This window comes from Mycobacterium sp. ZZG, assembly GCF_054786995.1.
The window spans coordinates 37,730-61,285 of the sequence record NZ_JBTBFV010000028.1 but is presented as its reverse complement, the minus strand read 5'-3'; the positions used below and the strand labels follow the sequence as shown (position 1 = coordinate 61,285).

The following is a 23,556-nucleotide window of genomic DNA, read 5'->3' as shown; positions in this document are numbered from 1 at the left end:
CGGGAGTGGCCCTATAGTTCCAGGTCTAGTAGACCCATCCGACCGACGGGCATGCAAAACGAGATGATCGACCGCCCTACCGAGCGCTACGGACAACAGCGGCTCAGCCGGCGCGCGCGCCGCTGGATCGCCATCGGACTGACCGTCCTGGTGGTGTTGACCGGCATCGTCATCGCCATGGTGGCGTTCAGCCGCTTCGGTTCCAGCGAGGTCAAGGGCGAACTCGCCGGCTACCGGGTGGTAGACCCGCACACCGTCGACGTCACGGTCAGCGTCACCCGCGACGACCCGTCGCGCCCGGTGGTGTGCATCGTGCGCGCCCGATCCTACGACGGCGACGAGACGGGGCGGCGCGAGGTGCTCGTGCCGCCGTCCGCGGACGTGACGGTGCAGGTCACCACCACGGTGAAGGCGAGCAGGCCGGCCGTCATCGGCGACGTCTACGGGTGTGGAATCGACGTCCCCGGGTATCTGGTCGGTGGCTGAGAACCGTCTGCACGCCCAACGGTCGTCGACAAAATTCTGAAGTTCGCCCGATCCGACGGTGCTATGCTGGGCCGATACACGGTTCCTGCTGGGGCCGTGTATTGCTGCATTTGGGAGCTCAGATCCGACGCTGCCGATGCCGGCGATACACGCACGAGTCACCCGGCGCCGTGCCAGACATCGAACGCGACAAGCGCGGAAGCAACAACGACAGGAGCAGGACATGACCGACACTCAGGTCACCTGGCTGACCGAAGAGTCCTACGACCGCCTCAAGGCGGAGCTGGACCAGCTGATCGCCAACCGTCCCGTCATCGCCGCCGAGATCAACGACCGCCGCGAAGAAGGAGACCTCCGGGAGAACGGTGGCTACCACGCCGCCCGGGAGCAGCAGGGCCAGGAAGAGGCCCGCATCCGCCAGCTGCAGGAGCTGCTCAACAACGCCAAGGTCGGCGAGGCCCCGAAGCAGTCCGGCATCGCACTGCCCGGCTCGGTGGTCAAGGTGTACTACGACGACGACGAGAACGACACCGAGACGTTCCTGATCGGTACCCGGGAGCAGGGCGTCAGCGACGGCAAGCTCGAGGTGTACTCCCCCAACTCCCCGCTCGGCGGCGCGCTGATCGACGCCAAGGTCGGCGAGTCGCGCACCTACACCGTGCCCAGCGGCAACACCGTCAAGGTGACGCTGGTCAGTGCCGAGCCGTATCACGGCTGACCGGAGCGGGGCGGCCTGCGGCTGATCCGCGGCCTCGCCGCGCCGCGTTAGTCTCCGACGCATGGCGCAGATCGCAGAGGACCTGTTCCTGCTGCTTGTCGACAACGCGTCCGCGCAACCGGCTCTGGACAGCCCGCGCCGTGAGCGTGCGCTCGCGGCCGCGATGCTGCTCGACCTGGCACACGCATGCCGGGCGCGTCCGGCGGTGGCCGGCGAACCGGTTCCGGCGGGCCGACTGGTGGCGCTCGACGCCGCCGGTCCGCTGGACCCGCTGACGGCCGCGGCGTTCGAGCTGCTGCGCGCCAAACCCCTGACGCCGGGCCAGGCCGTCAAGAAGCTGAGCAGAGACAGCGAGAACCTCGTCGCCGGGCAGCTGGAACGCGGCGGGCAGATCCGTCGAATCCCTCACTCGGGCAAGCTGTTCGGTCGTACCTACGCGTACCCGCTGACCCATCGCGGCCGCGCGGACGCAGCCCGCGCGGCGCTGATGGCCGCGCTGTTCGAACGGCGGCCGCCGGCACCGGCGACGGCCGCGGTCATCACCGTGCTGCACACCGTCGACGGGCTCGGCGCGCTGCTGAGCCTCAACGACCGCGGTTGGCGCTGGGTGCATGCCCGCGCCGGGGAGATCGCGCTTGGCAGCTGGGTCGACGAGTCACCGACCGGGCTGCCCGAGGTGAACCTCGCCGTCACGGCGTCCGCGGTCCGCCAAGCGCTGACCCAACTCGTCTAGTCGTACGACGTCCAGCTGTAGCGGAAGCTAACCGAGGGAGCCGAGCGCCTGCTCGACGTCACCGAGCAGGTCGGCGGTGTCTTCAATTCCGACGGACAGGCGCACCAGGTCGTCGGGCACCTCCAGCTGAGAACCGGCGGTCGACGCGTGGGTCATCGCGCCCGGATACTCGATCAGCGACTCCACCCCGCCGAGCGACTCGGCGAGGATGAAGATCTCGGTGCGGGCGCAGAAGTCACGGGCGGCCTGGGGGCCGCCGCGCAGCCGCACCGACACCATCCCGCCGAATCCGCTCATCTGGCGGGCGGCGACATCGTGATTGTGGTGGCTGGGCAGGCCCGGGTAGAGCACCGTCGTGATGGCGGGGTGCCCGTCGAGGAATTCGGCGATCGCGGCGGCGTTCGCGCTGTGCTTCTGCATCCGCAGCGGGAGTGTCTTGAGCCCGCGGATGGTCAGGTAGGCATCGAACGGTCCGGGCACCGCACCCGCGCCGTTCTGCAGGAACGCGAACGCGTCGTCGAGTGCCTCGTCGTTGGTCAGCAGCGCTCCCCCGACGACGTCGGAGTGCCCGCCGATGTACTTGGTCGTCGAGTGCAGCACGATGTCGGCGCCGAGCGACAGCGGCTGCTGCAGCGCCGGCGACGCGAACGTGTTGTCGACCAGCACCTTCGCCCCCGTCGCCGCGCCCACCTCGGCGATGCCGGCGATGTCGGCGATCGACAGCAGCGGGTTGGTCGGCGTCTCGACCCAGATCAGCTTGGTGCGGTCGGTGACGGCCGCGCGCACCCGGTCGAGATCCGACAAAGCCACCGCGGTGTAGCTGATGCCCCACAGGCTGAACACCTTGTCGATCAGCCGGAAGGTGCCGCCGTAGGCGTCGTCGGGGATCACCAGGTGGTCGCCGGGACGCAGCACCGCGCGCAGTACGCAGTCGGTGGCGGCCATGCCAGAGCTGAACGCGCGTCCGTAGGACGCGCCCTCCATCGCCGCGAGCGCCCCTTCCAGCACCGAGCGGGTCGGGTTGCCGGTGCGGGCGTATTCGAAGCCGCCGCGCAGCCCGCCGACCCCATCCTGGGCGAAGGTCGAGCTGGCGTAGATCGGCGGGTTGACCACGCCGGTGGCCGGGTCGGGCCGGTAACCGGCGTGAATGGCCTTGGTGGCCGGCCCGTAAGCCCGGTAATGATCGGCCGCGCTGCGCTGCTCACTCATGACTGCCAAGGCTAGCTGTGTACAACGTGGGCATGTCTGCCCACCAGTCATCGCCGACGACCGCCACGCCGGATTTCGGCTCCAATCCCGGGGGTATGCTTCGCCCGGCGCAGTCGGCGCGGCACGGCACTGTCTGCAGACGACACTGGACTACGTCGGCACCCGCGCGGTATTCGACGGGCCGCACTCGAGTGATCAACCGAGCCAGGCAAAGATCGCCCGCGAATGCCGAACCCTTTTGGGGGCCAACGGGAGCCCCTCACCGGCGTCAGCGCCTTCCGGTGGCCACGCATACGGTCCCGACGAGTTTGTCGGCCAGGGTCTGCCTCCTGGCATCCCACAGCGGGAACAGAAAGCCGAGAAAGCAGGCGGCCGCGTCGACCACATGCACCAGCTGCCGTAACAGCGAGGCGCTGAATCCGATTGGCTGCCAAGTCTTCTCGTCGACCACGCGGAAGCGCAGCACCGACTTGCCCAGGCTGGTGCCGGTGGAGCCCTGGCGGACACCGTAGTTCCACAGCAGGTAGGCCGCCGACAGCACGAACATCAGCGCTGCCAGTACGCCGGTCGCCGTCGTGGTGACCGACGCGCACGCGACGCCACCGTTGTCGAAGGTGACACAGTCCATCGCGGTGCTGCTGATCGCGACGGCCTCCCAGATTCCCCACCCGAGGCAGAGCGGGATCACGTCGATGACCGTGGCCGCCACCCGCGCCGTCCACGTCGCGTAGGCCCGGCGCCCAAGGCCCGGCGCAGTTCGGTTCACGACCCCATCATCCCCGGGCCGCACTGCGGCACAACGAGATGTCGGCGTGTCCGCGTCAGGCGGACACGCCGACATCGGCCAGGTCAGGAGTTACGGGATGGCGGGCGCGACGTAGCCACCGTTGAGGGTGCGGTAGGTGTACACCAGCAGCAGGGCGGCCAGCGGTGCCGCCACGAGCAGGCCCACACCGCACAGCAGCGCGCCGACCAGGACCACCGCGATGCTGGTGAGCCAGATCAAGAACACCGGACCGACGTTGTTCTTGGCGGTCTCGAAGCTCGACTTGATCGCGTCCATCGGTGACAGGTTGCGGTCGAGCACCGCGATGGTGGTGAACATCAGCAGGAAGCTGGCGATCACGCCCGGCACGATGCACAGGAAGAACCCGATGGTGGTGATGACGCCGACGATCAGTCCGGCGATGATCACGTTGCCGATATTGCGCGGCCGGAAGAACGACCCCACCGTGACCTGCTGACCGTTGGCGATGTCGAAGATACCGCCCAGGAACGCCGATTGGATGGCGGCTCCGACGATCAACGACAGGAACCAACCGACGATCGACACCAGGATGCCGGCGACACCGGTGGTGGCATACGAGAACGACAGGCCGCTGTCGTCGGCGACATAGCTGGTGTCTCCGGGCGACACCAGCATCTGCACGATGCTGATGATGCTCTGCAGCGCGATGATCACGACGGCGAAGACCAGCGTCGCGACGATCAGCGGGATGGCGTTCTTGCTGAACTTGTTCCACGCCCAGTTGAACGCCTCACCGACGGTGAGTGACGGCCGAGCCGCCGGCGGGAATCCGCCCTCCGGTCCGAAGCCGCCGCTGGGCATCCCCGGTGGCGGAGGGGGTGGGTAGCTGCCCTGGGCGTGCGTCGGGGGCGGGAAACCGCCGCCGGGCGGCGGCCCGAAACCGCTGCCGGGCGGCGGCGGAGGTGGCGACTGGTAGCCCCCGGGCGGCGGCGGTGGCGGGTAACCGCCCGGTGGCGGTGGCGGATAGCCGCCGGGCGGCGGATTCTCTGTCATCGATTTCTCCTGATCTCGGTTGCGAACGAAGCGCGAACCGTCCCCTTCATCTTGTGTGCCACGACATCACTGTCGAAGTTCGAATCGCGATGAGCCTGAGGCCTTCTCGCCGACTCCGGCTGGAAGGTAGCCGACGGGGCAGGCGTGATCAACAGCTTTCCTGCTCCGGGGGCGTCCCCCAGGCGGACCGGCGGCGGACCCGGTGAACACGTGGCGAACGATGGTCGGTCGATCATGGACGCCCTTCCGCTCGCACGTGGCTGGACAAGCGTGCTCACATTACCTGAGCAGGGCGGCCGAACAGCGGTTTCTCGCGCGACCGTGCGTCAGCCGCGTGCGCTGCCCTCCGACAGGTAACCGAGGAGGTCGTGACGGGTGAGCACGCCGACGGGCTTGCCCTCTTCCACCACCATCACCGCGTCGCACTCGCGCAGGTTCTTCGCCGCGGTGCTGACCAGTTCGCCGGCGCCGATCAGCGGCAGCGGCGGGCTCATGTGCTCGGCGACCGCGTCGGCGAGTTTGGCGCGGCCCTCGAACACCGCGGAAAGCAACTCGCGTTCGGACACGCTGCCGGCGACCTCGCCGGCCATCACCGGAGGTTCCGCGCCCACCACCGGCATCTGGGACACCCCATACTCGCGCAGGATGCCGATGGCGTCGCGCACCGTCTCGGACGGGTGGGTGTGCACCAGATCGGGCAGGTTCCCGGACTTGCCGCGCAGGACATCGCCGACAGTGGACTCCTCGACGGACCCGTCGAGCCGACTGCGCAGGAATCCGTAGGAGGACATCCAGTTGTCGTCGAAGATCTTGGACAGGTAGCCGCGGCCGCCGTCGGGCAACAGGACCACCACGAGCGAGTCAGGGCCCTCGCGTTCGGCGACCTTGACCGCGGCCACCGCCGCCATTCCGCACGACCCGCCGACGAGCAGCGCCTCTTCGCGGGCCAGCCGCCTGGTCATGTCGAACGAGTCGGCATCGGAGACGGCGATGATCTCGTCGGGAACCGTCGGGTCGTAGGCCGACGGCCAGAAATCCTCGCCGACACCCTCGACCAGATACGGCCGCCCGGTGCCGCCGGAGTACACCGACCCCTCGGGGTCCACGCCGACGACCTTGACCCGTCCGCCGGAAACCTCCTTGAGGTAGCGGCCGGCTCCGGTGATGGTGCCTCCGGTGCCGACCCCGGCGACGAAGTGGGTGATCTTGCCCTCGGTGTCGGCCCAGATCTCCGGGCCCGTCGTCTCGTAGTGGCTCTCCGGCCCCATCGGGTTGGAGTACTGGTCGGGCTTCCACGCACCGTCGATCTCCCGGACCAGCCGGTCCGAGACGCTGTAGTAGCTGGCCGGGTCGTCGGGTGCGACGGCGGTCGGGCACACCACGACCTCCGCCCCGTAGGCGCGCAACACGTTGCGCTTGTCCTCGCTGACCTTGTCGGGGCATACGAAGACGCACTTGTACCCCCGCTGCTGGGCGACCAGGGCCAGCCCCACCCCGGTGTTGCCGGAGGTCGGTTCGACGATGGTGCCGCCCGGTTTGAGCTCACCGCTGGCCTCGGCGGCGTCGATCATCTTGACCGCGATGCGGTCCTTGGAGCTGCCGCCCGGGTTCAGGTACTCGACCTTGGCCGCGACCATGCCCGCGCCAGGCGGCACGACCGAGGTTAGCTCTACCAGAGGAGTGTTACCGACGAGGTCACTGATGTGCCGGGCGATGCGCATGCGTCCATCGTCCCAGGCCCGTCACCGCGCAGCCAGGCGGCCTCCGGCCGGTGCTACCAGGTGGCCTCGCGAATGTACTCACCGATTTGCCGAAGCGAGCGTTTGGCCTCGGGCACCGTGGGCGCGCCCAGCTGGAACACGTGCATCTGCCCCGGCCAGACGCGTACCTCGACGGGCACTCCGGAGGCGGCGAGCAGCCGGGCGGCCTTGCGCGCGTCGCTGAGCAGGACCTCGGACCCCGACACGTGGATCAAGGTGCGCGGCAGGCCGGGTTCGATGTGGTCGAGCGGCTCGTACACCTCTTCCGGCCGGCCGTCGACGATCCGGCGTTCGGCGGCCGCTTCGATGAGCTCGACCAGCGCGTGGAACGCCTTCGGCGGGAACATCGCGTCCGTGCGGGCGTTCGGGTGGTCGGCGCGGGCCTCGTTGTCGATCTCGAACAGCGGGGACATCGTCACGACGGCCGCCGGCGTCTCGCCGACGAAGCCGTTGGTGCCCTCGGCCTGCAGCCGCTCGGCCAGCGACAGCGCGAGATAACCCCCGGCCGAGTCCCCGGCCAGCACGATCTGGTCGGGCTCGTAGCCGAGGTCGCGCAGCCAGCGGTAACCGTCGTAGCAGTCGTCGAGCGCCGTGCCGACCGAGTGCTTCGGGATCATCCGGTAGTTGACCACCAGAACGGGCGCATCGGCGTACCTCGACAGCGCGGTCACCAGGCGCCCGTGGGTGTTCACCCCGCAGGTCAGGAACGCTCCGCCGTGCAGGTAGAGAATCACCGAGCGATTACCGTCGGCGGGCAGCACCCCGGCGGCGCGGACCAGCTGGGCGTTGCAGTGCGGCAGGCCGATGGTGGCGCGCACGGTGCCCGGCGCCGGCTTGAGTACGCGAGCGGCGAAATCGACCAGGCCCCAGGGCCACGGCAGCTTGGGCGCGTAACTGCCCACCGTCAGGAACGGCCTGATGGTGGCCATGGCGGCCAGCCCCATGAGCCGTCCGGCGATGCTCGGACCGTCTTCGACCACCTCGACGGGAGCTCCGTCAGAGACCGGGAAGCGGCGCGGCTTCTGCCCTCGTGCTGCCCTGATGCCCAGCGGGGATGAGCTGGGAATCTTGCTCGGTGCCGTCATCGCCACCACTTCCTACGACGTTGTAGTCCGGGATAAGCCAAGTTATTCAGACGAGCTCGTAACTTAGCTTGACACCTGTAACCACTATCACAATGGGTTAAACGCAGATGGTGTCGGAGTCGATACCGCACTGTGATGGCTCTTCCGCTTAACGAGCCGGGTAGCCGCGCATTTCCGCTCTAAACTTGCGGAGTGGGCATCCTCCGTCGTGCTCCGCGCGGTCGTACACCGCGTCGTTCCACGGTCGCGCTGGCGGCCGCAGCAACGCTGGCGTCCACCGGCACCGCCTACGTCGGGGCCCGCAACCTCCTTAGCGGACAGGCCGATCAGGCGCGCCGCGTCATCCCGAAGGCGTGGGACATCCCGCCCCGCGCCGACGGCGTGTACTCCCCCGGCGGCGGCCCGGTCGAACCTTGGCACCGTGGTGTCCCGTTCGACCTGCACCTGATGATCTTCGGCGACTCGACGGCCACCGGGTACGGCTGCCAGGCCGCCGACGAGGTGCCGGGCGTATTGCTGGCGCGGGGGCTGGCCGCCGAGTCGGGCAAGCGCATCCGGCTGAGCACCAAGGCCATCGTCGGCGCGACGTCGAAAGGGCTGTCGGGGCAAATCGACGCGATGTACGTCGCCGGGCCGCCACCCGATGCGGCCGTGATCATGATCGGCGCCAACGACATCACCAAACCCAACGGCATCGGCCCGTCGGCGCGCCGCCTGGGCCGGGCTGTGCAGCGGCTGCGCGCCAGCGACGCGGTCGTCGTCGTGGGCACCTGCCCGGACTTCGGTGTCATCACCGCGATCCCGCAGCCGTTGCGGTTCGTCGCCCGCAACCAGGGGTTGCGTCTGGCGCGCGCCCAGGCGGCCGCGGTACGTGCCTGCGGCGGGGTGCCGGTGCCGTTCAGCGATCTGCTGGCCCCGGACTTCTACCGGACTCCGGAGCTGCTGTTCTCGCCGGACATGTTCCATCCGTCCGCGGCGGGATACGAGCTGGCCGCGATGCAACTGCTGCCCGCGCTGTGCAACGCGTTGGGAGAGTTCGTCACCGGCATGCCCGCCGCGCCGGCGCTGGAATCGCGCGCGGGCGACGACGGCTCGCTGCTCGCGCGCCTCGGCGGGCTCAGCCGGCTGTGGCGACGCTCGACCGGGGTGCCCGCGCCGATCGTCGCGCCCGCGGGCTAGGTTTCTTGCAACACGTTCCACCCGGTTCGAACCTGAGGAGCCCGTCATGCCCGAAGCCGTCATCGTCGCCACCGCCCGTTCCCCGATCGGCCGGGCCAACAAGGGTTCGCTGGTCTCGATGCGGCCCGACGACCTCGCCGCGCAGATGGTCAAGGCCGTGCTCGACAAGGTGCCCGCGCTGGACCCGCGCGACATCGACGACCTGATGATGGGCTGCGCGCAGCCCGCCGGTGAGGCCGGCTACAACATCGCCCGCGCGGTGGCGGTCGAACTCGGCTACGACTTCCTGCCCGGCACCACCGTCAACCGCTACTGCTCGTCGTCGCTGCAGACCACGCGCATGGCGTTCCACGCGATCAAGGCCGGCGAGGGGCACGCGTTCATCTCGGCCGGGGTGGAGACGGTGTCGCGGTTCGGCAAGGGCGCCGCCGACGGTGCGCCGGATTCGAAGAACCCGGTCTTCGCCGATGCGCAGGCCCGCTCCGAGCAGGCGGCCGCCGGCGCGACGGAGTGGCGCGACCCGCGCGAGGACGGCCTGCTGCCCGACGTCTACATCGCGATGGGTCAGACCGCCGAGAACGTCGCGGCGTTCACCGGCATCAGCCGCGAGGATCAGGACCACTGGGGCGTGCGTTCGCAGAACCGCGCCGAGGAGGCCATCAACAGCGGCTTCTTCGAGCGCGAGATCGTGCCTGTCACGCTGCCCGACGGCACCGTGGTGTCGAAGGACGACGGCCCCCGCGCCGGCACCACCTACGACAAGATCAGCCAGCTCAAGCCGGTGTTCCGGCCCAACGGCACGATCACCGCGGGCAACGCGTGTCCGTTGAACGACGGCGCCGCGGCGGTGGTGATCATGAGCGACACCAAGGCCAAGGAGCTGGGCCTGACCCCGCTGGCGCGGATCGTGTCGACGGGCGTGTCGGGGCTGTCGCCGGAGATCATGGGCCTGGGTCCGATCGAGGCCGTCAAGAAGGCGCTGGCCAACGCGAAGATGAGCATCTCCGACATCGACCTGTACGAGATCAACGAGGCGTTCGCGGTGCAGGTGCTGGGGTCGGCGCGTGAACTGGGCATGGACGAGGACAAGCTCAATGTGTCCGGCGGTGCGATCGCGCTGGGCCACCCGTTCGGCATGACCGGCGCCCGCATCACCGCCACGCTGCTGAACAACCTGGCCACCCACGACAAGACGTTCGGCATCGAGACGATGTGCGTCGGCGGCGGCCAGGGCATGGCGATGGTCGTGGAGCGGCTCAGCTAGCTCGCCATAGAATGCCGTTCCGATGACCACCATCGGAACGCCGCTGTCACCGCGCGCCACCAGAGTCATGTTGTTGGGTTCGGGGGAGCTGGGCCGCGAGGTCCTGATCGCGTTGCAGCGGCTCGGCGTCGAGACCATCGCCGTCGACCGCTACCCGAACGCGCCCGGCCACCAGGTCGCTCACCATGCCCGCACCATCACCATGACCGACCCTGGTCAGTTGCGTGCGCTGATCGAGGACGAGCGCCCCGACCTGGTGGTGCCGGAGATCGAGGCGATTGCCACGCCGGTGCTCGAAGAGCTTGAGGTCGAGGGCGTGGTGACGGTGATCCCGACGGCGCGCGCGGCCCGGCTGACCATGGACCGCGAGGGAATCCGGCGGCTGGCCGCCGAAACCCTCGGCGTGCCGACCAGCCCGTATCGGTTCTGCGATTCGCTGGAGGAACTGCACGCCGCCATCGAGGGTCATATCGGGTATCCATGTGTGGTCAAGCCGGTGATGAGCAGTTCCGGCAAGGGGCAGAGCAAGATTGACGGACCCGAGGGCGTCGCGGCGGCCTGGGAGTACGCGATGTCCGGCAGCCGCGTCAGCAACACCCGGATCATCGTCGAGGGCTTCATCGATTTCGACTACGAGATCACGCTGTTGACGGTGCGCGCCCGCGGTGCTGACGGCGAGATCGAGACCCGGTTCTGCGAGCCGATCGGACACCGGCAGGTCAGCGGTGACTACGTCGAGAGCTGGCAGCCGCACCCGATGTCGGCGACCGCGCTGGAACGCGCGCAGCAGATCGCCGGGGCGGTGACCGGGGATCTGGGCGGACAGGGCATCTTCGGCGTGGAACTGTTCGTCAAGGGTGACCAGGTGTGGTTCAGCGAGGTCAGCCCGCGCCCGCACGACACCGGAATGGTGACGATGGTGACGCAGTGGCAGAACGAGTTCGAGCTGCACGCCCGGGCCATCCTGGGCCTGCCGGTGGACACCGCGCTGAGGACGGCGGGCGCCAGCGCGGTCATTTACGGCGGTGTCGACGCCGAGGGCGTGGTGTTCGACGGCGTGGACGCCGCAATGCAGGTGCCGCACACCGAGCTTCGACTGTTCGGCAAGCCGGAGAGCTTCGCCAACCGGCGGATGGGTGTCGCCTTGGCGTACGCCGACGACGTCGACACCGCACGGCGCAACGCCGCCGAAGCGGCGGACCGCGTCAAGCCACGGGTCCCGTAGACCGCCAGTTCTGCCCCGACTCCCGCACCCACGTCGGCCCCGACAGTGCGCTCAGATCGCGGTCCCGTGGAAGTTCTCGCGCTGCGCGCACTCTCGCGTCGTAGGCGCGCCGGACCCGGCGAAGAACGTCGTCTGCGTGGGCGGCTTTGACCACCCGGACTCGCGTCCACTCGAGTTCGTCGAGGTCCTCGGCGCGCAGGATGTCGTGGGCGAACTGCATCGGGTCGACGCGGTGTTGGTCGCCGTCGTACTCGACAGCCAACTTCAGGTTCTCCCAACCCATGTCGAGGTAGTAGCGCCGTCTGCCGTCGGCGCTGATCACCGGAATCTGCGTGGTCGGGCGTGGGAATCCGCCGCGGATCAGCAGAAGACGTAACCAGGTCTCCCGGGGAGACTGCGCCCCAGGATCGTGGAGGTCGAGCGCGGCCGCCAGTTGTCGCATGCCTCGCTTGCCGGCATGGCGTTCCCTGGCCCACCGCAACAGTTCACCGGCGTCGAACGGGGTTGCATTGCCCAATGCGTCGAGCCTCGCCACCGCAGTATCGAGCGGTCCCCGGCGGCCCAGGTCGAATGCCGTCCGCTGCACCGTCGTCACCGGCAGTCCCCCACGGCGGGTGCTCTCGTCAGGGTGCAGGTCGTGCTTGTGGGTCCTGATGCCGCGCGGCGCCCGCCCGTTCGACCAGACCAGCTCGATGGGCTGCCCGTCCTCGAGGTAGCGCGCCCCGTGTAATGCCGCGGCGGTGAGACCCGCGAGAACGCCACCGCGATGCGACCACAGCCACGCAGCCTTCGCCCGGTGGTGGACGCTCAACTCGATACCGGGCCGGGTGTACACGTCGGGATACAGCGCGACGTATCGGCTGCGCAGCACATGCTTTCCGACCAGCCCGGCGGCCACCGCTTCGCTACCGATGAACGGCACCTGCATGCGTCGAGCCTCGCGTACCGGCGATGCGTCGCACACCCCCAATCTGCGTCCTGTGGAAAGGCGGCCTCCTGGGGGGCAGCGAGGGACCGCTCAGACCGCGAAATATGGTGATTCGACGCGCTGAGCGCACTCTCGCGGCGGGTAGCCGTGCCGCGAGGCCCGGGCACGAAAAAGGGCGCCCGCACGCGGCGGACGCCCTTCTCGTGTCGGACTGCTAGTCCTGATTGAAGTAGCTGAGCAGACGCAGGATCTCCAGGTACAGCCAGACCAGGGTGACGGTCAGGCCGAGGGCGATGCCCCACGCCGCCTTCTCCGGCGCGCCGGCACGAACCATCTGGTCGGCGGAGTCGAAGTCGATCAGGAAGCTGAACGCGGCCAGGCCGATGCACAGCAGCGAGAAGCCGATGGCCAGGGCGCCGCCGTCGCGCAGGCCGAGGCCCGCGCCACCACCGACGCCGAACACGGCCAGCACCAGGTTGAGCAGCATCAGCGCGACGACGCCGAACAGACCCGCCACAATCATCCGGGTGAACTTCGGGGTGACGCGGATGGCGCCGGTCTTGTAGACGACAAGCATGCCGAAGAACACGCCGAGGGTGCCGACGATCGCCTGCGCGATCATTCCGGCGCCACCGACAGAGGCGATGTTGGCGATGACGAAGGACACCGCACCAAGGAACAGGCCCTCCAGCGCCGCGTAGCTCAGCACGATGGCCGGGTTGTCCTGCTTGCGGCCGAAGGTCGCGACCAGCACGAGGGCGAGGCCACCGAGCGCACCCACCAGGGTGAACGGCATGGCCAGGCCGACGTTGCCGCTGACGAGGAAGTACGACACGACCGCGACGGCCGTCAGCACACCCAGCGTCATGCCGGTCTTCATGACGACGTCATCGATGGTCAGCGCCCGCGAGACACCCGCCTGCTGCTGCTCCGGGTACTGCGTGACGTACGGATCGGCGTGTACCGCCTGCGCACCGTAGCCGGCGGCTCCGGTACCGAATTGCGCATAGCCGCCCTGCTGCCCCTTGGGCAGTGTGCGGAACACCGGGTTGCTGCTTTCGCGCACCGTCGTGTCCTTCCTGTCTCGATGTCGTGTGTCAGACCTGTGACGATCACTGGGTCAACGTGTGAGGTTCCCGGGCAGTTCCCGCCGCGGTGGCGGATTTTTCCCAGGGCCTTCACAGGAACCTTACCCGGGCACAGCGTGACCAGGGCGACGATCTAGATTGCATTCCGTGGACGAAAACGAGGATGTCCTAGTAACTGCCGACCGCGGGGTCGGCCGAATCACGCTCAACCGGCCCAAGGCGATCAACTCGCTGACCCATCCGATGGTCGGCGCCATCGCACGGGCGTTGAAGAGCTGGGAGACCGACGACGCGATCGACGCCGTCGTGGTGACCGGCGCCGGCGACCGCGGCCTGTGCGCCGGGGGTGACGTCGTGGCGATCTATCACGACGCCAGATCCGGCGGCCGTGCGTCGCGCGAGTTCTGGCACGACGAATACCTGCTCAACGCCTACATCGGGCGCTACCCGAAGCCCTATGTCGCGATCATGAACGGCATCACGATGGGCGGCGGAGTCGGCATCAGCGCGCACGGCAGCGTCCGGGTCGTCACCGAGACCACCAAGATGGCGATGCCCGAGGTGGGCATCGGGTTCATCCCTGACGTCGGCGGCACCCATATCCTGTCCCGCACCCCGGGTCTGCTCGGCGTCCATGCGGCGCTCACCGGGGCGTCGTTCTCCGGCGCCGACGCGATCGCAATGGGTTTCGCCGACCACTTCGTGCCGCAGGACCGGCTCGCCGCGTTCGTCGACGCGATCGCGTCCGACGGTGTCGACGAGGCGGTCGCCGCATTCGCCCAGGAGCCACCCGCGAGCGAGCTGCTCACCCAGCGCGAGTGGATCGACCGGTGCTATGCGGCTGAGACGGTCGCCGACATCGTCGCCGCGCTGCGCGAGCACGGCGGTGCCGCGGCCGATGCCGCCGACCTGATCGCCTCCCGCTCCCCGATCGCCGCGTCGGTCGCGCTGGAAGCGGTCCGTCGGGCCGCGAAGCTGGACACTCTCGAAGATGTGCTGCGCCAGGAGTTCCGGACCTCGGTGGCGTCCTTGCGGTCGCATGACCTCGTCGAGGGCATCCGCGCGCAGCTGATCGACAAGGACCGCAACCCGAAGTGGTCGCCGGCCTCCCTGTCCGAGGTGACGGCAGCCGACATCGAGGCATACTTCGCATCTGCCGATCCCGACATCAACTTCGAGGAGCAGTCATGACCTTTGAGACCATCCTGGTCGACCGTGACGACCGGGTAGCGACGATCACGCTCAACCGGCCCAAGGCACTCAATGCCCTCAACACCCAGGTGATGTACGAGGTCACCACCGCCGCAGCCGAACTCGACGCGGAGCCGGGTGTCGGCGCCATCATCCTCACCGGCAACGAGAAGGCCTTCGCCGCCGGCGCGGACATCAAGGAGATGGCCGGCCTGTCCTTCGCCGACGTCTTCTCGTCCGACTTCTTCGCCGGCTGGGACAGGTTCGCCGCGACGCGCACCCCGACCATCGCCGCGGTGGCCGGATACGCGCTCGGCGGCGGCTGCGAGCTGGCGATGATGTGCGACATCCTGATCGCCGCCGACACCGCGAAATTCGGGCAGCCCGAGATCAAGCTCGGCGTGCTGCCCGGCATGGGCGGGTCACAGCGACTGACCCGGGCGATCGGCAAGGCCAAGGCGATGGACCTGATCCTGACCGGCCGCAACATGGGCGCCGAAGAAGCCGAGCGCGCCGGGCTGGTGTCGCGGGTGGTTCCGGCCGACACGCTGCTCGAGGAGGCCAAGGCGGTGGCCCAGACCATCGCGGGCATGTCGCTGTCGGCGTCGCGGATGGCCAAGGAGGCGGTCAACCGCGCGTTCGAGACCACGCTGAGCGAGGGCCTGCTCTATGAGCGCAGGCTGTTCCATTCGGCGTTCGCCACCGAGGATCAGACCGAGGGCATGAACGCGTTCACCGAGAAGCGGCCGCCGAACTTCACTCATCGGTAAAGTCCATGCGTGACCGATACCGGTGAAGCCGCCGCCGCGGTGATCGACGAGACGCCGGCGCGCGAACATCCGTCGACCACACGGCGCGGGTGGTGGGTCCGCCGCTACACCTGGACCGGTACCGCAGTCGGTTTCGTCTTCCTCTGGTTGTCGCTAACACCGTCGCTGTTGCCGCGCGGTCCGCTGTTCCAGGGACTGGTCAGCGGCGGCGCGGGCGCGATCGGCTACGGGCTCGGGGTGTTCGCGGTGTGGCTGGTGCGGTTCATGGGCTCCAAGGACTCCAGCCCGCCGGCGCCCCGGCGGGCGTGGCCGGTGCTCGTCGTCATCGGCGTGATCGGCTTGGTCGTCATGGTCATCCAGTTCCACGACTGGCAGGACGACGTCCGTGACCTGATGGGTGTCCCGCGCCTGACGTTCTGGGATTACCCTCTGGCCGCGGTGATCTCGGTCGTGACGCTGTTCGTACTCGTCGAGATCGGGCAGCTGGTCGGCCGTTTCGTGCGCTTTCTGTACCGTCAGCTCACGCGCGTCGCCCCGCCGCGGGTGGCGGCCGTCGTCGCGGTCGCGCTGCTGCTGGCATTGACGGTCGCGCTGCTCAACGGGGTGGTGGTCCGGTTCGCGATGAGCACGATCAACAAAACCTTCGCTGCGGTCAACGACGAGACCGACCCCGACTTCGCGGCGCCCACCTCGGATCTGCGGTCCGGCGGACCGCAGTCGCTGGTGAGTTGGGAGTCGCTGGGACATCAGGGCCGGATCTTCATCTCCGGCGGACCGTCGGTCGAGGAGCTGACCGAGTTCAACGGCAGCACGGCGACCGAACCGATCCGCGCCTACGCGGGACTGAACTCCGCCGACGGCATCAAGGAGACCGCGGCGCTGGCGGCCCGCGAACTACAGCGCACCGGCGGCCTGGACCGCGCGGTGGTCGCGGTGGCCACCACGACCGGCACCGGCTGGATCAACGAGGCCGAAGCCTCCGCGCTGGAGTACATGTACAACGGTGACACTGCGATCGTGTCGATGCAGTACTCGTTTCTGCCCAGTTGGTTGTCGTTCCTGGTGGACAAGGAGAACGCCCGCCAGGCCGGTCAGGCTCTGTTCGAGGCGGTCGACGCGCTGATCCGCGAGATGCCCGAGGCACAGCGCCCGAAGCTGGTGGTGTTCGGCGAGAGCCTGGGCTCGTTCGGCGGTGAAGCGCCGTTCCTGGCGTTGAACAACCTGATCGCCCGCACCGACGGGGCGCTGTTCAGCGGGCCGACCTTCAACAACACCATCTGGACCGACCTGACCCACAATCGCGATCCCGGCTCACCCCAGTGGCTTCCCGTGTACGACAAGGGCGCCAACGTGCGGTTCGTCGCCGAGGCCCGGGACCTGCAGCGACCGCACGACCCGTGGGAGCAGCCGAGAGTGGTCTATCTGCAGCATGCGTCCGATCCGATCGCGTGGTGGAATCCCGACCTGCTGTTCGCCCGGCCGGACTGGTTGCACGAGCGGCGCGGCTACGACGTCTCCCCCGAGATGGAGTGGATCCCGGTCGTGACGTTCCTCCAGGTCAGCGCCGACATGGCGGTCGCGGTGAACGTCCCGGACGGGCACGGTCACGTCTACGTCCGCAATGTCGCGGACGCGTGGGCGTCGATCATGCTGCCGCCGGGATGGACCCAGGCCAAGACCGAGAAACTGCGCGGACTCCTCAGGAGCGACGAGAATTCTTAGCGCAGAACGTTTTTGAGTGCGTGGTAGCCGCCGATGACGTCGGTGGCGCGATGCAGTCCCAATTCCTGCAACGACGCTGCTGCCAGGCTGGAGGTGTAGCCCTCCGAGCACAGCACCACCCACTCGACGTCGTCGTCGACGGCTTGGGTAATCCGCGCGTCACTGGTCGGGTCACACCGCCACTCCAGCACGTTGCGTTCGATCACCAGCGCCTGCGGCACCTCGCCCTCGGCGGCACGCTGGGCCGCCGGCCGGATGTCGACCAGGACCGCGCCCCGGGCCAGAGCGGTGGGCACCTCACCGGCCGGCATGCGGGTGAGTCTGGCCCTGGCGTCGGCGAGGACGGCATCGATTCGGCTGGCCATCAGTCGCCCTCCGGCTGGTCGGTGAGCTCGGTCCGGTTGCGGCGCAACGTGTTCTGTTCAGTGACCTCGTAGTAGGACATCGCGGTCAACGGCGGCGAGTACGCGTGCACGCTCAACGTCGGGCCGGCCGGCGCGGCACCGCCGGCGGGCGCGGTCTCGCGAGCCCACACCACGTCATGCACCCAGCCCAGCGGGAACGCCGCCTGATCACCGGCCCGCAACCGTCGCTGACGCAAAGTCACACCGTCCCAACGGGTTTCGCTCAGCACGCCGGACACGACGGTCAGCGCGCCGAGCGAGCCGCCGTGGTCGTGCAGTTCGGTGGAGCGGTTCGGCACCCAGCTGATCAGCCACACGTCGAGTTCGTCGGTGCCGTGCAACCGGGTGAACCAGCGCTCCCCGGCGGGCAGACCGGCTTCGGGCAGCAGGCGATCGTAGTCGCCGCTGAGAACGTCGTCGGCGAAGCGGTCGGTGACGTGCAGCAGGTCGGCAGGACGCAGACGGGTAGGGGCCAGGATCATGGGGGGACTCCAGGAGGAACGACGGACGGATGCGAGGGGTCGGCGACTAGGCCTGACAACACTCCTGAATCCGCGTCACGTCGATCACGGCGGCCAGTCTGGCACAGCTCACTCACCGGCCGCCAGCGCCAGGGTTTAACTTCACCGTGAATCTAGGAAGCGGCAGGTCACCGCCCCGACTGAAACCGCTGTCCCGGCGCGGCTTCCGGCCGGCTTTCGGCCCTTTGCTGTCACCGGGCGCCACGTTGCATAGATTTGGCGGGATGAGCAGGAACCGTCTGTGGCGCACAGGCGCCGTCGCGGCGGCCGTGATCCTGTCCGGCTGCTCGTCTGAACCCGGACCCCCACCGGATACCACCGCGCTGTCCTCGGCCCCGCCCTCGTCGACCCGCGCGGAGGGGCCTCCCGCCTCCCCTGTGCCGCCGGCCGGCGGAGTCGGTGTGTCCCCCGGCGGGGTGACGACCGCTGTCGCCGCCCCGGCGGAATCCACCGAGGACGACTACTTCCAGGCGTGCCGGGCCGCCCGGACGTGGATGGATCGGCAGGGCGGTGACCCCCACACGCAGATCGAGCCCTACCTGAAGACCGTGCAGGATGCGGAGTCCGTGGGTCCCGGGACGTTCGACCGGAAGTGGTCGGAACTGACACCCGGCCAGCAGTCGGCGGTGATCGTCGCGGTCGAAGCGGCTGCCGACGCGCTCTGCGGCTGACGCCCGGCGCGATCCGGGTCGGCGATGTCACCGAGTCCCCGCGACACGGCCGGACCCGATCCGGCGCAGAATTGTCGGATGCGGGTCGCACTGGCTCTGGGTAGCGGCGGTGCACGCGGCTACGCCCACATCGGCGTCATCAACGAGTTGCACGAACGCGGTCACGAGGTGGTCGGCATCGCCGGCTCGTCGATGGGCGCCCTGGTCGGTGGTCTGCAGGCGGCGGGCAAGCTCGACGAGTTCACGGCGTGGGCGAGCTCGCTGACCCAGCGCGCGGTGCTGCGCCTGCTCGATCCGTCGATCACGTCGGCGGGCGTCCTGCGGGCGGAGAAGATCCTCGACGCCGTCCGCGAGATCCTCGGCGACGTCACGATCGAGGAGCTGCCGATCCCGTTCACGTCCGTGGCCACCGATCTGATCACCGGGAAATCGGTGTGGATGCAGCGCGGTTCGGTCGAGGACGCCATCCGCGCGTCGATCGCCATCCCCGGCCTGATCACCCCGCACGTGCTCGACGGCCGGCTGCTGGCCGACGGCGGCATCCTCGACCCACTCCCGATGGCGCCGGTGGCCGCCATCGCCGCGGACATCACCCTCGCGGTCAGCATCTCCGGCGAGGATCCCGAGGCCAGTCGCCGCGACCGCGACGCCCGGTCACCGTCGGGTGACTGGTTGAACCGGATGTGGCGCAGCTCGTCGTCGCTGCTGGACACCAGGGCGGCGCGGTCGCTGCTGGAGACCCCGACCGGGCGCGCGGTGCTCGGCCGGTTCGTGGCCGGGGACGACGAACCGGTGGACGGGGAGAAGGACCTCGGCGAACCGATCGCACCGGTGATCCCGAAGCTGGGCAGCTTCGAGGTGATGAACCGGGTGATCGACATCGCGCAGGCCGCCCTGGCCCGCCACACACTGGCCGCCTACCCGCCCGACCTGTTGATCGAGGTGCCCCGCACGGTGTGCCGCAGCCTGGATTTCCACCGCGCCACCGAGGTCATCGAGATCGGGCAGGAGCTGGCGGCCACGGCGCTCGACACGATCGAACAGCGTTCCTCAGGCTCAGGCACCTAGGAATTCGGCAACCCGGCCGGCTTCCCGCCGCCCCTGCGCGCGACCGGCCCGCGCCGCGGGCGCACGGCAGGCCGGGTCGAGCGGGTTGGCCCCGAACGCGGCCAGTGACTGCTCGTCGGCGAACACCGCCAGTGTCGCGCCGGGAAACGCGTCGATCTCGGCGACGGTGCCGGTCCCCCACGGCGACGGGCTGTCGGCGCCGGAGGGCACCAACACCACCGCGGCCCCGCAATCCTGTGCGGCGGACATGTTGACCGTGCTTCCGACCCCGCCGTCCATGTAGCGACGGTCCCCGATCGTCACCGGTGGCCAGACGCCCGGCACCGCGCAACTGGCCGCGACGGCGTCGACCAGGCCGACGCCGGAGTCTGCGTCGAACACCACCAACTCGCCGGTGGCGATGTCGATCGCGGTGACCCGCATCGCGCGTGCCGGCCATTGCCGGGTCGGCAGCCGGTGTTCGATCACGGCGCGACGCACCGCTTCTGCGACGGTGTCGGTGTCCGCGGCGACGGCGCCGATCCTGCGCAGTTTCTGTTCTCTGGTGGCACCCGGGGTCGTCATCGCGGTCAGGAACAGGTCGGTGATCGTGTCGATCGAGACGCCGGGGTGGATCTCGCGGGCACCGTGCTCGTCGGAGAGCTGACGGTCGAACAGATCCTGCAGCGGCAGGCCGCTCCCGAGCTGGGCGACGACCGTCGAGCCTGCCGAGGTGCCGACCAGGACGTCGGCGTCGAGCAGCTTCTTGCCCGCGGCGGGTGCCTCCTCGCAGATTCCGAGCAGCACGCCGGTTTCCCAGGCGATGCCGGCCAATCCGCCGCCGGCGAGTACCAGCGCACGTGTGGAGTCGGCCGCCGAGTCACTCATCATCGCAGGTTTCTCGCCGCCTTCCCGCTGACCAGCGGCAGATCCAGGTACGTCGCGATCCCGGGCGGCGCCGCGCACACCGCCGGCACCGAGTTGACGCAGTGCGCGGCCGTGCCGACCACGCCGTATTCCGGCCCCTCACCGCCGATCTCGGACTGAAAGCCCTTGACAGACACCGTGAAATCCGGGTTCCCCCGCACCTCGATCTCGTAGCGCTGCCCTTCGGGGCCGAAAGACCATGCCGGATCCAGGTTCTCCTCACCCATCAGCCAGTTGACCGTCACACGCACCACGGGTTCGCCGTCGACGAGTGCCTCCCAGTGAAATCGGCGGCCTGCCACCTGGCCGGGCTCGATCGCACCCATCGGCGAGTCAATCGGCGCGGTGGCGACCGCGATCTCTTGCGTCGCACGGATTCTGGGATCGGCGGCGAAACCCAGTTGGTCCACGCACATCCGCACCGCCTGGATGAACCCGGTGTCGAGCATCTTCTGCATCGGGCCGGTCAGCGCCTTGTCCGGGGTCTCGCCGAAGCCCATCACGTGGCGCAGCACATCCGGGGCCTCGTAGCTGCGCAGATCCGAGAACTCCTCCGCGCGTACGAAACTCACCCCGGTGGACATGGCCGAGAGCATCAACGGGAACTTCTCGCTGATGCCGCCGGGCGCGATCCCGGTGCCGTGCAGCGTCGCGTTACCCGCCAGCGCGGCCTCCCGGATCGCCGCGCCGCTGCGTGCGCTCGGATACAGCCAGCCCACCGGGGTGACGACGTTCTTGCCGGACCGCAGCAGCGCGGCGACCTCGTCGGGGTCGGCCATCAGCGGCGAGTAGATGACCGCGTCGGCCTCCGCCGCCAGGATGTCTTCGGCACTGTCGGTCGCGAGTACCCCGATCGGGTCGACGCCGGCGATCTCGCCGGCGTCGCGACCCGCCTTCGCCGGTGAGTGCACCCAGCACCCGACCAGCTCCAACTCGGGATGTTCCAGCACGCCTCTGATTGCCGCGACGCCGACACCGCCGGTGGCCCACTGCACGACCCGCAGCGCCATCTCGTCTCCTCTCCGGAGCCTCGGAAAAACTAGAACGCGTTCTATTCACCACTACACCAGATCGCCGACGGAGGTGGCTGGAAATCGGCAACCCGCCCCGTTGGCACTGTGCAGCGGGACCGGCCGCACTAATCTGTGTTCGCCGGTCGAACAACCTCGAAGGAGCCGTGATGACCGATCCGCAGCAGGGTTCCCGCGTCGGCTCCCAGGTTGGCCCCTACCGGTTGCGGCGGCTGCTGGGCAGGGGCGGCATGGGCGAGGTCTACGAGGCCGAGGACACGGTCAGAGACCGCGTCGTTGCGCTGAAGCTGTTACCGGAGGCGGTCTCTCACGATCCGGTGTTCCGGGCCCGGCTGCAGCGCGAGGCGCACGCCGCGGGCCGGTTGCAGGAACCGCACGTGGTGCCGATCCACGATTACGGCGAGATCGACGGACTGCTGTTCGTTGACATGAGGCTGATCGATGGCACCGATCTGCGCAAGATCCTCAAAGAGCAGGGGCCGATGGCGCCCGCGCGGGCCACGGCGATCGTGCGCCAGATCGCGTCGGCGCTCGATGCGGCGCACCAGAACGGCATCCTGCACCGCGACGTCAAGCCGGAGAACATCCTGCTCAACCGCGACGATTTCGCCTACCTGGTCGATTTCGGTATCGCCAACGCCGCCACCGACGAAGCGCTCACCCAGCTGGGTACCGCGGTGGGCACGTACGCCTACATGGCTCCCGAGCGGTTCACCAACGGCGCCGTCGACCACCGCGCCGACGTGTACGCGCTGACCTGCGTGCTGCACGAATGCCTGACGGGGGCACAGCCGTTCCAGGGGGACAGCGTCAGCGTGGTGATCGCCGCGCACCTCAACGAACCGGTGCCGCGGCCGAGTGCGCTGCGGCCCGGGGTTCCGGCCGGCCTGGACCACGTCATCGCCCGCGGCATGGCCAAGCGGCCCGAGGACCGTTACGCCTCGGCCGGCGAGATGGCCAGGGCCGCGGCCGACGCGGCGGCCGGTGTGCCGGAGGACCAGGCGGCGACGATGATGGCGCCGCTGCCGTACCCCGGGGCGCCGACGCCTCCCCCGCCACCGCCCCCGCAGCCACCGTCCGGGGTGTCCGGCTTCGCGACTGCGCCGCCGCCTGCCGGTCCGCCACCCGGTTGGGCACAGCAGTCGCCGCCGTCGTCGCCCGGTGGCGGTTCGAAGGGGCCGATGGTCGCGTTTGTGGCCGCGGGAGTGGTGATCCTGCTGACGCTGGCCGCGCTCGGCATCTGGCTGGCGGTGCGGCCCGACGATTCGACGAACTCGGTGGCGTCGCAGACCAGTTCGTCGGCCGCACCGACGACGTCGTCGCGGGAACCGACCCGGCGGACCAGGACGAGCACCACCCCGCCCCCGGCGTCGGCCTCCTACGACCAGCAGTTGATGGGCCTGCTCTCCGGCGGCCACGACAGCTCCAACTGTCAACCGGTGACTCCGCCCGCCGCGGGCACGGTGGCGACGGTGGACTGCACGCAGGCGATCACTCCCGGCGGTCCGGCGTTCACCCGCTACTCGCTGTTCGGCGACAAGAACACCCTCGACGCCGCGTTCCAGGAGGCGGTCAACGTGAACTCCGAACTGCTGCAGTGCCCGGGCAGCGGCGTCGAGTCCCCCACCACGTGGCACTACACCGACACCCCGGATCAGGTGGTGGGCCAGATCGCCTGCGGCACTTACAACGACAACGCCGACATCGTGTGGACCAAGGACGAGGATCTGCTGCTGGCCGATGCGCAGGGACCGGATCTGGAGGATCTGCACGACTGGTGGCTGGAGTTCGGATAA

23 protein-coding genes are annotated in these 23,556 nt (G+C 69.1%); 12 read left to right on the top strand and 11 right to left on the bottom strand.

Going from position 1 to position 23,556, the window contains the following annotated elements:
* Positions 1 to 63: 63 nt before the first annotated feature.
* From ACXMYJ_RS16740 to ACXMYJ_RS16730, 3 genes are all read left to right on the top strand, one after another.
* On the top strand, positions 64 to 486 hold the full coding sequence (locus tag ACXMYJ_RS16740) for a DUF4307 domain-containing protein (RefSeq protein WP_460357777.1): 423 nt from the start codon (positions 64 to 66) through the stop codon (positions 484 to 486).
* A gap of 223 nt (positions 487 to 709) precedes the next feature.
* Positions 710 to 1,204 (top strand): transcription elongation factor GreA, encoded by a 495-nt coding sequence (greA, locus tag ACXMYJ_RS16735; protein ID WP_260754892.1) that lies wholly within the window; start codon positions 710 to 712, stop codon positions 1,202 to 1,204.
* Between the two features lie 61 nt (positions 1,205 to 1,265).
* A complete protein-coding gene (locus ACXMYJ_RS16730) occupies positions 1,266 to 1,937 on the top strand; it encodes a GOLPH3/VPS74 family protein (RefSeq protein ID WP_260754893.1) in 672 nt (223 codons plus the stop codon).
* A gap of 27 nt (positions 1,938 to 1,964) precedes the next feature.
* On the opposite strand, the gene ACXMYJ_RS16725 is transcribed toward ACXMYJ_RS16730, so the two are convergent.
* The 5 genes from ACXMYJ_RS16725 to ACXMYJ_RS16705 all read right to left on the bottom strand — a co-directional run bounded on the left by ACXMYJ_RS16725 (position 1,965) and on the right by ACXMYJ_RS16705 (position 7,792).
* Positions 1,965 to 3,146, bottom strand: a complete 1,182-nt coding sequence (locus tag ACXMYJ_RS16725; RefSeq protein ID WP_260754894.1) for a cystathionine gamma-synthase — start codon at positions 3,144 to 3,146, stop codon at positions 1,965 to 1,967.
* A 268-nt stretch (positions 3,147 to 3,414) separates the two neighbouring features.
* Positions 3,415 to 3,912: an RDD family protein gene (locus tag ACXMYJ_RS16720; RefSeq protein WP_260754895.1), complete on the bottom strand. Its 498-nt coding sequence runs from the start codon at positions 3,910 to 3,912 to the stop codon at positions 3,415 to 3,417.
* 90 nt (positions 3,913 to 4,002) lie between these two features.
* Complete coding sequence (locus ACXMYJ_RS16715) at positions 4,003 to 4,947, bottom strand: YciC family protein (RefSeq protein WP_260754896.1); 945 nt, start codon at positions 4,945 to 4,947, stop codon at positions 4,003 to 4,005.
* Between the two features lie 326 nt (positions 4,948 to 5,273).
* The gene (locus ACXMYJ_RS16710; RefSeq protein WP_260754897.1) at positions 5,274 to 6,668 is read right to left on the bottom strand and encodes a cystathionine beta-synthase; all 1,395 of its coding nucleotides are present in this window, start codon (positions 6,666 to 6,668) and stop codon (positions 5,274 to 5,276) included.
* A gap of 53 nt (positions 6,669 to 6,721) precedes the next feature.
* The gene (locus ACXMYJ_RS16705; protein ID WP_260754898.1) at positions 6,722 to 7,792 is read right to left on the bottom strand and encodes an alpha/beta hydrolase; all 1,071 of its coding nucleotides are present in this window, start codon (positions 7,790 to 7,792) and stop codon (positions 6,722 to 6,724) included.
* Positions 7,793 to 7,984: 192 nt separating this feature from the next.
* Here ACXMYJ_RS16705 and ACXMYJ_RS16700 point away from each other — a divergent pair, with 192 nt between their 5' ends.
* The 3 genes from ACXMYJ_RS16700 to purT are packed head-to-tail and all read left to right on the top strand — an operon-like array spanning position 7,985 to position 11,460.
* Positions 7,985 to 8,971 carry an SGNH/GDSL hydrolase family protein gene (locus ACXMYJ_RS16700; RefSeq protein ID WP_260754899.1) on the top strand — a complete coding sequence of 329 codons (987 nt, stop codon included), beginning with the start codon at positions 7,985 to 7,987 and terminating at the stop codon, positions 8,969 to 8,971.
* 46 nt (positions 8,972 to 9,017) lie between these two features.
* Complete coding sequence (locus ACXMYJ_RS16695) at positions 9,018 to 10,235, top strand: acetyl-CoA C-acetyltransferase (RefSeq protein WP_260754900.1); 1,218 nt, start codon at positions 9,018 to 9,020, stop codon at positions 10,233 to 10,235.
* Positions 10,236 to 10,257: 22 nt separating this feature from the next.
* Complete coding sequence (gene purT, locus ACXMYJ_RS16690; protein WP_460357770.1) at positions 10,258 to 11,460, top strand: formate-dependent phosphoribosylglycinamide formyltransferase; 1,203 nt, start codon at positions 10,258 to 10,260, stop codon at positions 11,458 to 11,460.
* Here purT and ACXMYJ_RS16685 read toward each other — a convergent pair.
* Complete coding sequence (locus ACXMYJ_RS16685) at positions 11,441 to 12,388, bottom strand: hypothetical protein (protein WP_460357767.1); 948 nt, start codon at positions 12,386 to 12,388, stop codon at positions 11,441 to 11,443. The genes purT and ACXMYJ_RS16685 overlap by 20 nt on opposite strands.
* A 214-nt stretch (positions 12,389 to 12,602) precedes the next feature.
* The gene (locus ACXMYJ_RS16680; RefSeq protein ID WP_260754903.1) at positions 12,603 to 13,454 is read right to left on the bottom strand and encodes a Bax inhibitor-1/YccA family protein; all 852 of its coding nucleotides are present in this window, start codon (positions 13,452 to 13,454) and stop codon (positions 12,603 to 12,605) included.
* A gap of 169 nt (positions 13,455 to 13,623) precedes the next feature.
* Between ACXMYJ_RS16680 and ACXMYJ_RS16675 the strand changes: the two genes are divergently transcribed.
* From ACXMYJ_RS16675 to ACXMYJ_RS16665, 3 genes are read left to right on the top strand one after another with little or no spacing between them, the layout of a single operon-like run.
* Positions 13,624 to 14,667 carry an enoyl-CoA hydratase/isomerase family protein gene (locus tag ACXMYJ_RS16675; protein ID WP_460357765.1) on the top strand — a complete coding sequence of 348 codons (1,044 nt, stop codon included), beginning with the start codon at positions 13,624 to 13,626 and terminating at the stop codon, positions 14,665 to 14,667.
* Positions 14,664 to 15,437 carry an enoyl-CoA hydratase gene (locus tag ACXMYJ_RS16670; RefSeq protein WP_260754905.1) on the top strand — a complete coding sequence of 258 codons (774 nt, stop codon included), beginning with the start codon at positions 14,664 to 14,666 and terminating at the stop codon, positions 15,435 to 15,437. The genes ACXMYJ_RS16675 and ACXMYJ_RS16670 overlap by 4 nt, the downstream gene beginning before the upstream one ends.
* 9 nt (positions 15,438 to 15,446) lie before the next feature.
* On the top strand, positions 15,447 to 17,159 hold the full coding sequence (locus ACXMYJ_RS16665; protein ID WP_460357762.1) for an alpha/beta hydrolase: 1,713 nt from the start codon (positions 15,447 to 15,449) through the stop codon (positions 17,157 to 17,159).
* Here ACXMYJ_RS16665 and ACXMYJ_RS16660 read toward each other — a convergent pair.
* Positions 17,156 to 17,524: a rhodanese-like domain-containing protein gene (locus tag ACXMYJ_RS16660; protein ID WP_260754907.1), complete on the bottom strand. Its 369-nt coding sequence runs from the start codon at positions 17,522 to 17,524 to the stop codon at positions 17,156 to 17,158. The genes ACXMYJ_RS16665 and ACXMYJ_RS16660 overlap by 4 nt on opposite strands.
* Positions 17,524 to 18,045: a cupin domain-containing protein gene (locus tag ACXMYJ_RS16655; protein WP_260754908.1), complete on the bottom strand. Its 522-nt coding sequence runs from the start codon at positions 18,043 to 18,045 to the stop codon at positions 17,524 to 17,526. The genes ACXMYJ_RS16660 and ACXMYJ_RS16655 overlap by 1 nt, the downstream gene beginning before the upstream one ends.
* Before the next feature lie 263 nt (positions 18,046 to 18,308).
* Here ACXMYJ_RS16655 and lpqV point away from each other — a divergent pair, with 263 nt between their 5' ends.
* Together lpqV and ACXMYJ_RS16645 are read left to right on the top strand one after the other, a co-directional pair.
* Positions 18,309 to 18,755 carry a lipoprotein LpqV gene (gene lpqV, locus ACXMYJ_RS16650; RefSeq protein ID WP_460357759.1) on the top strand — a complete coding sequence of 149 codons (447 nt, stop codon included), beginning with the start codon at positions 18,309 to 18,311 and terminating at the stop codon, positions 18,753 to 18,755.
* 78 nt (positions 18,756 to 18,833) lie between these two features.
* On the top strand, positions 18,834 to 19,823 hold the full coding sequence (locus ACXMYJ_RS16645) for a patatin-like phospholipase family protein (protein WP_460357756.1): 990 nt from the start codon (positions 18,834 to 18,836) through the stop codon (positions 19,821 to 19,823).
* Here the strand turns inward: ACXMYJ_RS16645 and ACXMYJ_RS16640 are convergent.
* Both ACXMYJ_RS16640 and ACXMYJ_RS16635 read right to left on the bottom strand, forming a co-directional pair.
* Complete coding sequence (locus ACXMYJ_RS16640) at positions 19,812 to 20,690, bottom strand: patatin-like phospholipase family protein (protein WP_460357754.1); 879 nt, start codon at positions 20,688 to 20,690, stop codon at positions 19,812 to 19,814. The genes ACXMYJ_RS16645 and ACXMYJ_RS16640 overlap by 12 nt on opposite strands.
* Positions 20,690 to 21,739, bottom strand: a complete 1,050-nt coding sequence (locus ACXMYJ_RS16635) for an NAD(P)H-dependent amine dehydrogenase family protein (RefSeq protein WP_460357751.1) — start codon at positions 21,737 to 21,739, stop codon at positions 20,690 to 20,692. Before ACXMYJ_RS16635 ends, ACXMYJ_RS16640 begins: the two co-directional genes overlap by 1 nt.
* Before the next feature lie 170 nt (positions 21,740 to 21,909).
* Between ACXMYJ_RS16635 and ACXMYJ_RS16630 the strand changes: the two genes are divergently transcribed.
* On the top strand, positions 21,910 to 23,556 hold the full coding sequence (locus ACXMYJ_RS16630; RefSeq protein WP_460357748.1) for a serine/threonine-protein kinase: 1,647 nt from the start codon (positions 21,910 to 21,912) through the stop codon (positions 23,554 to 23,556).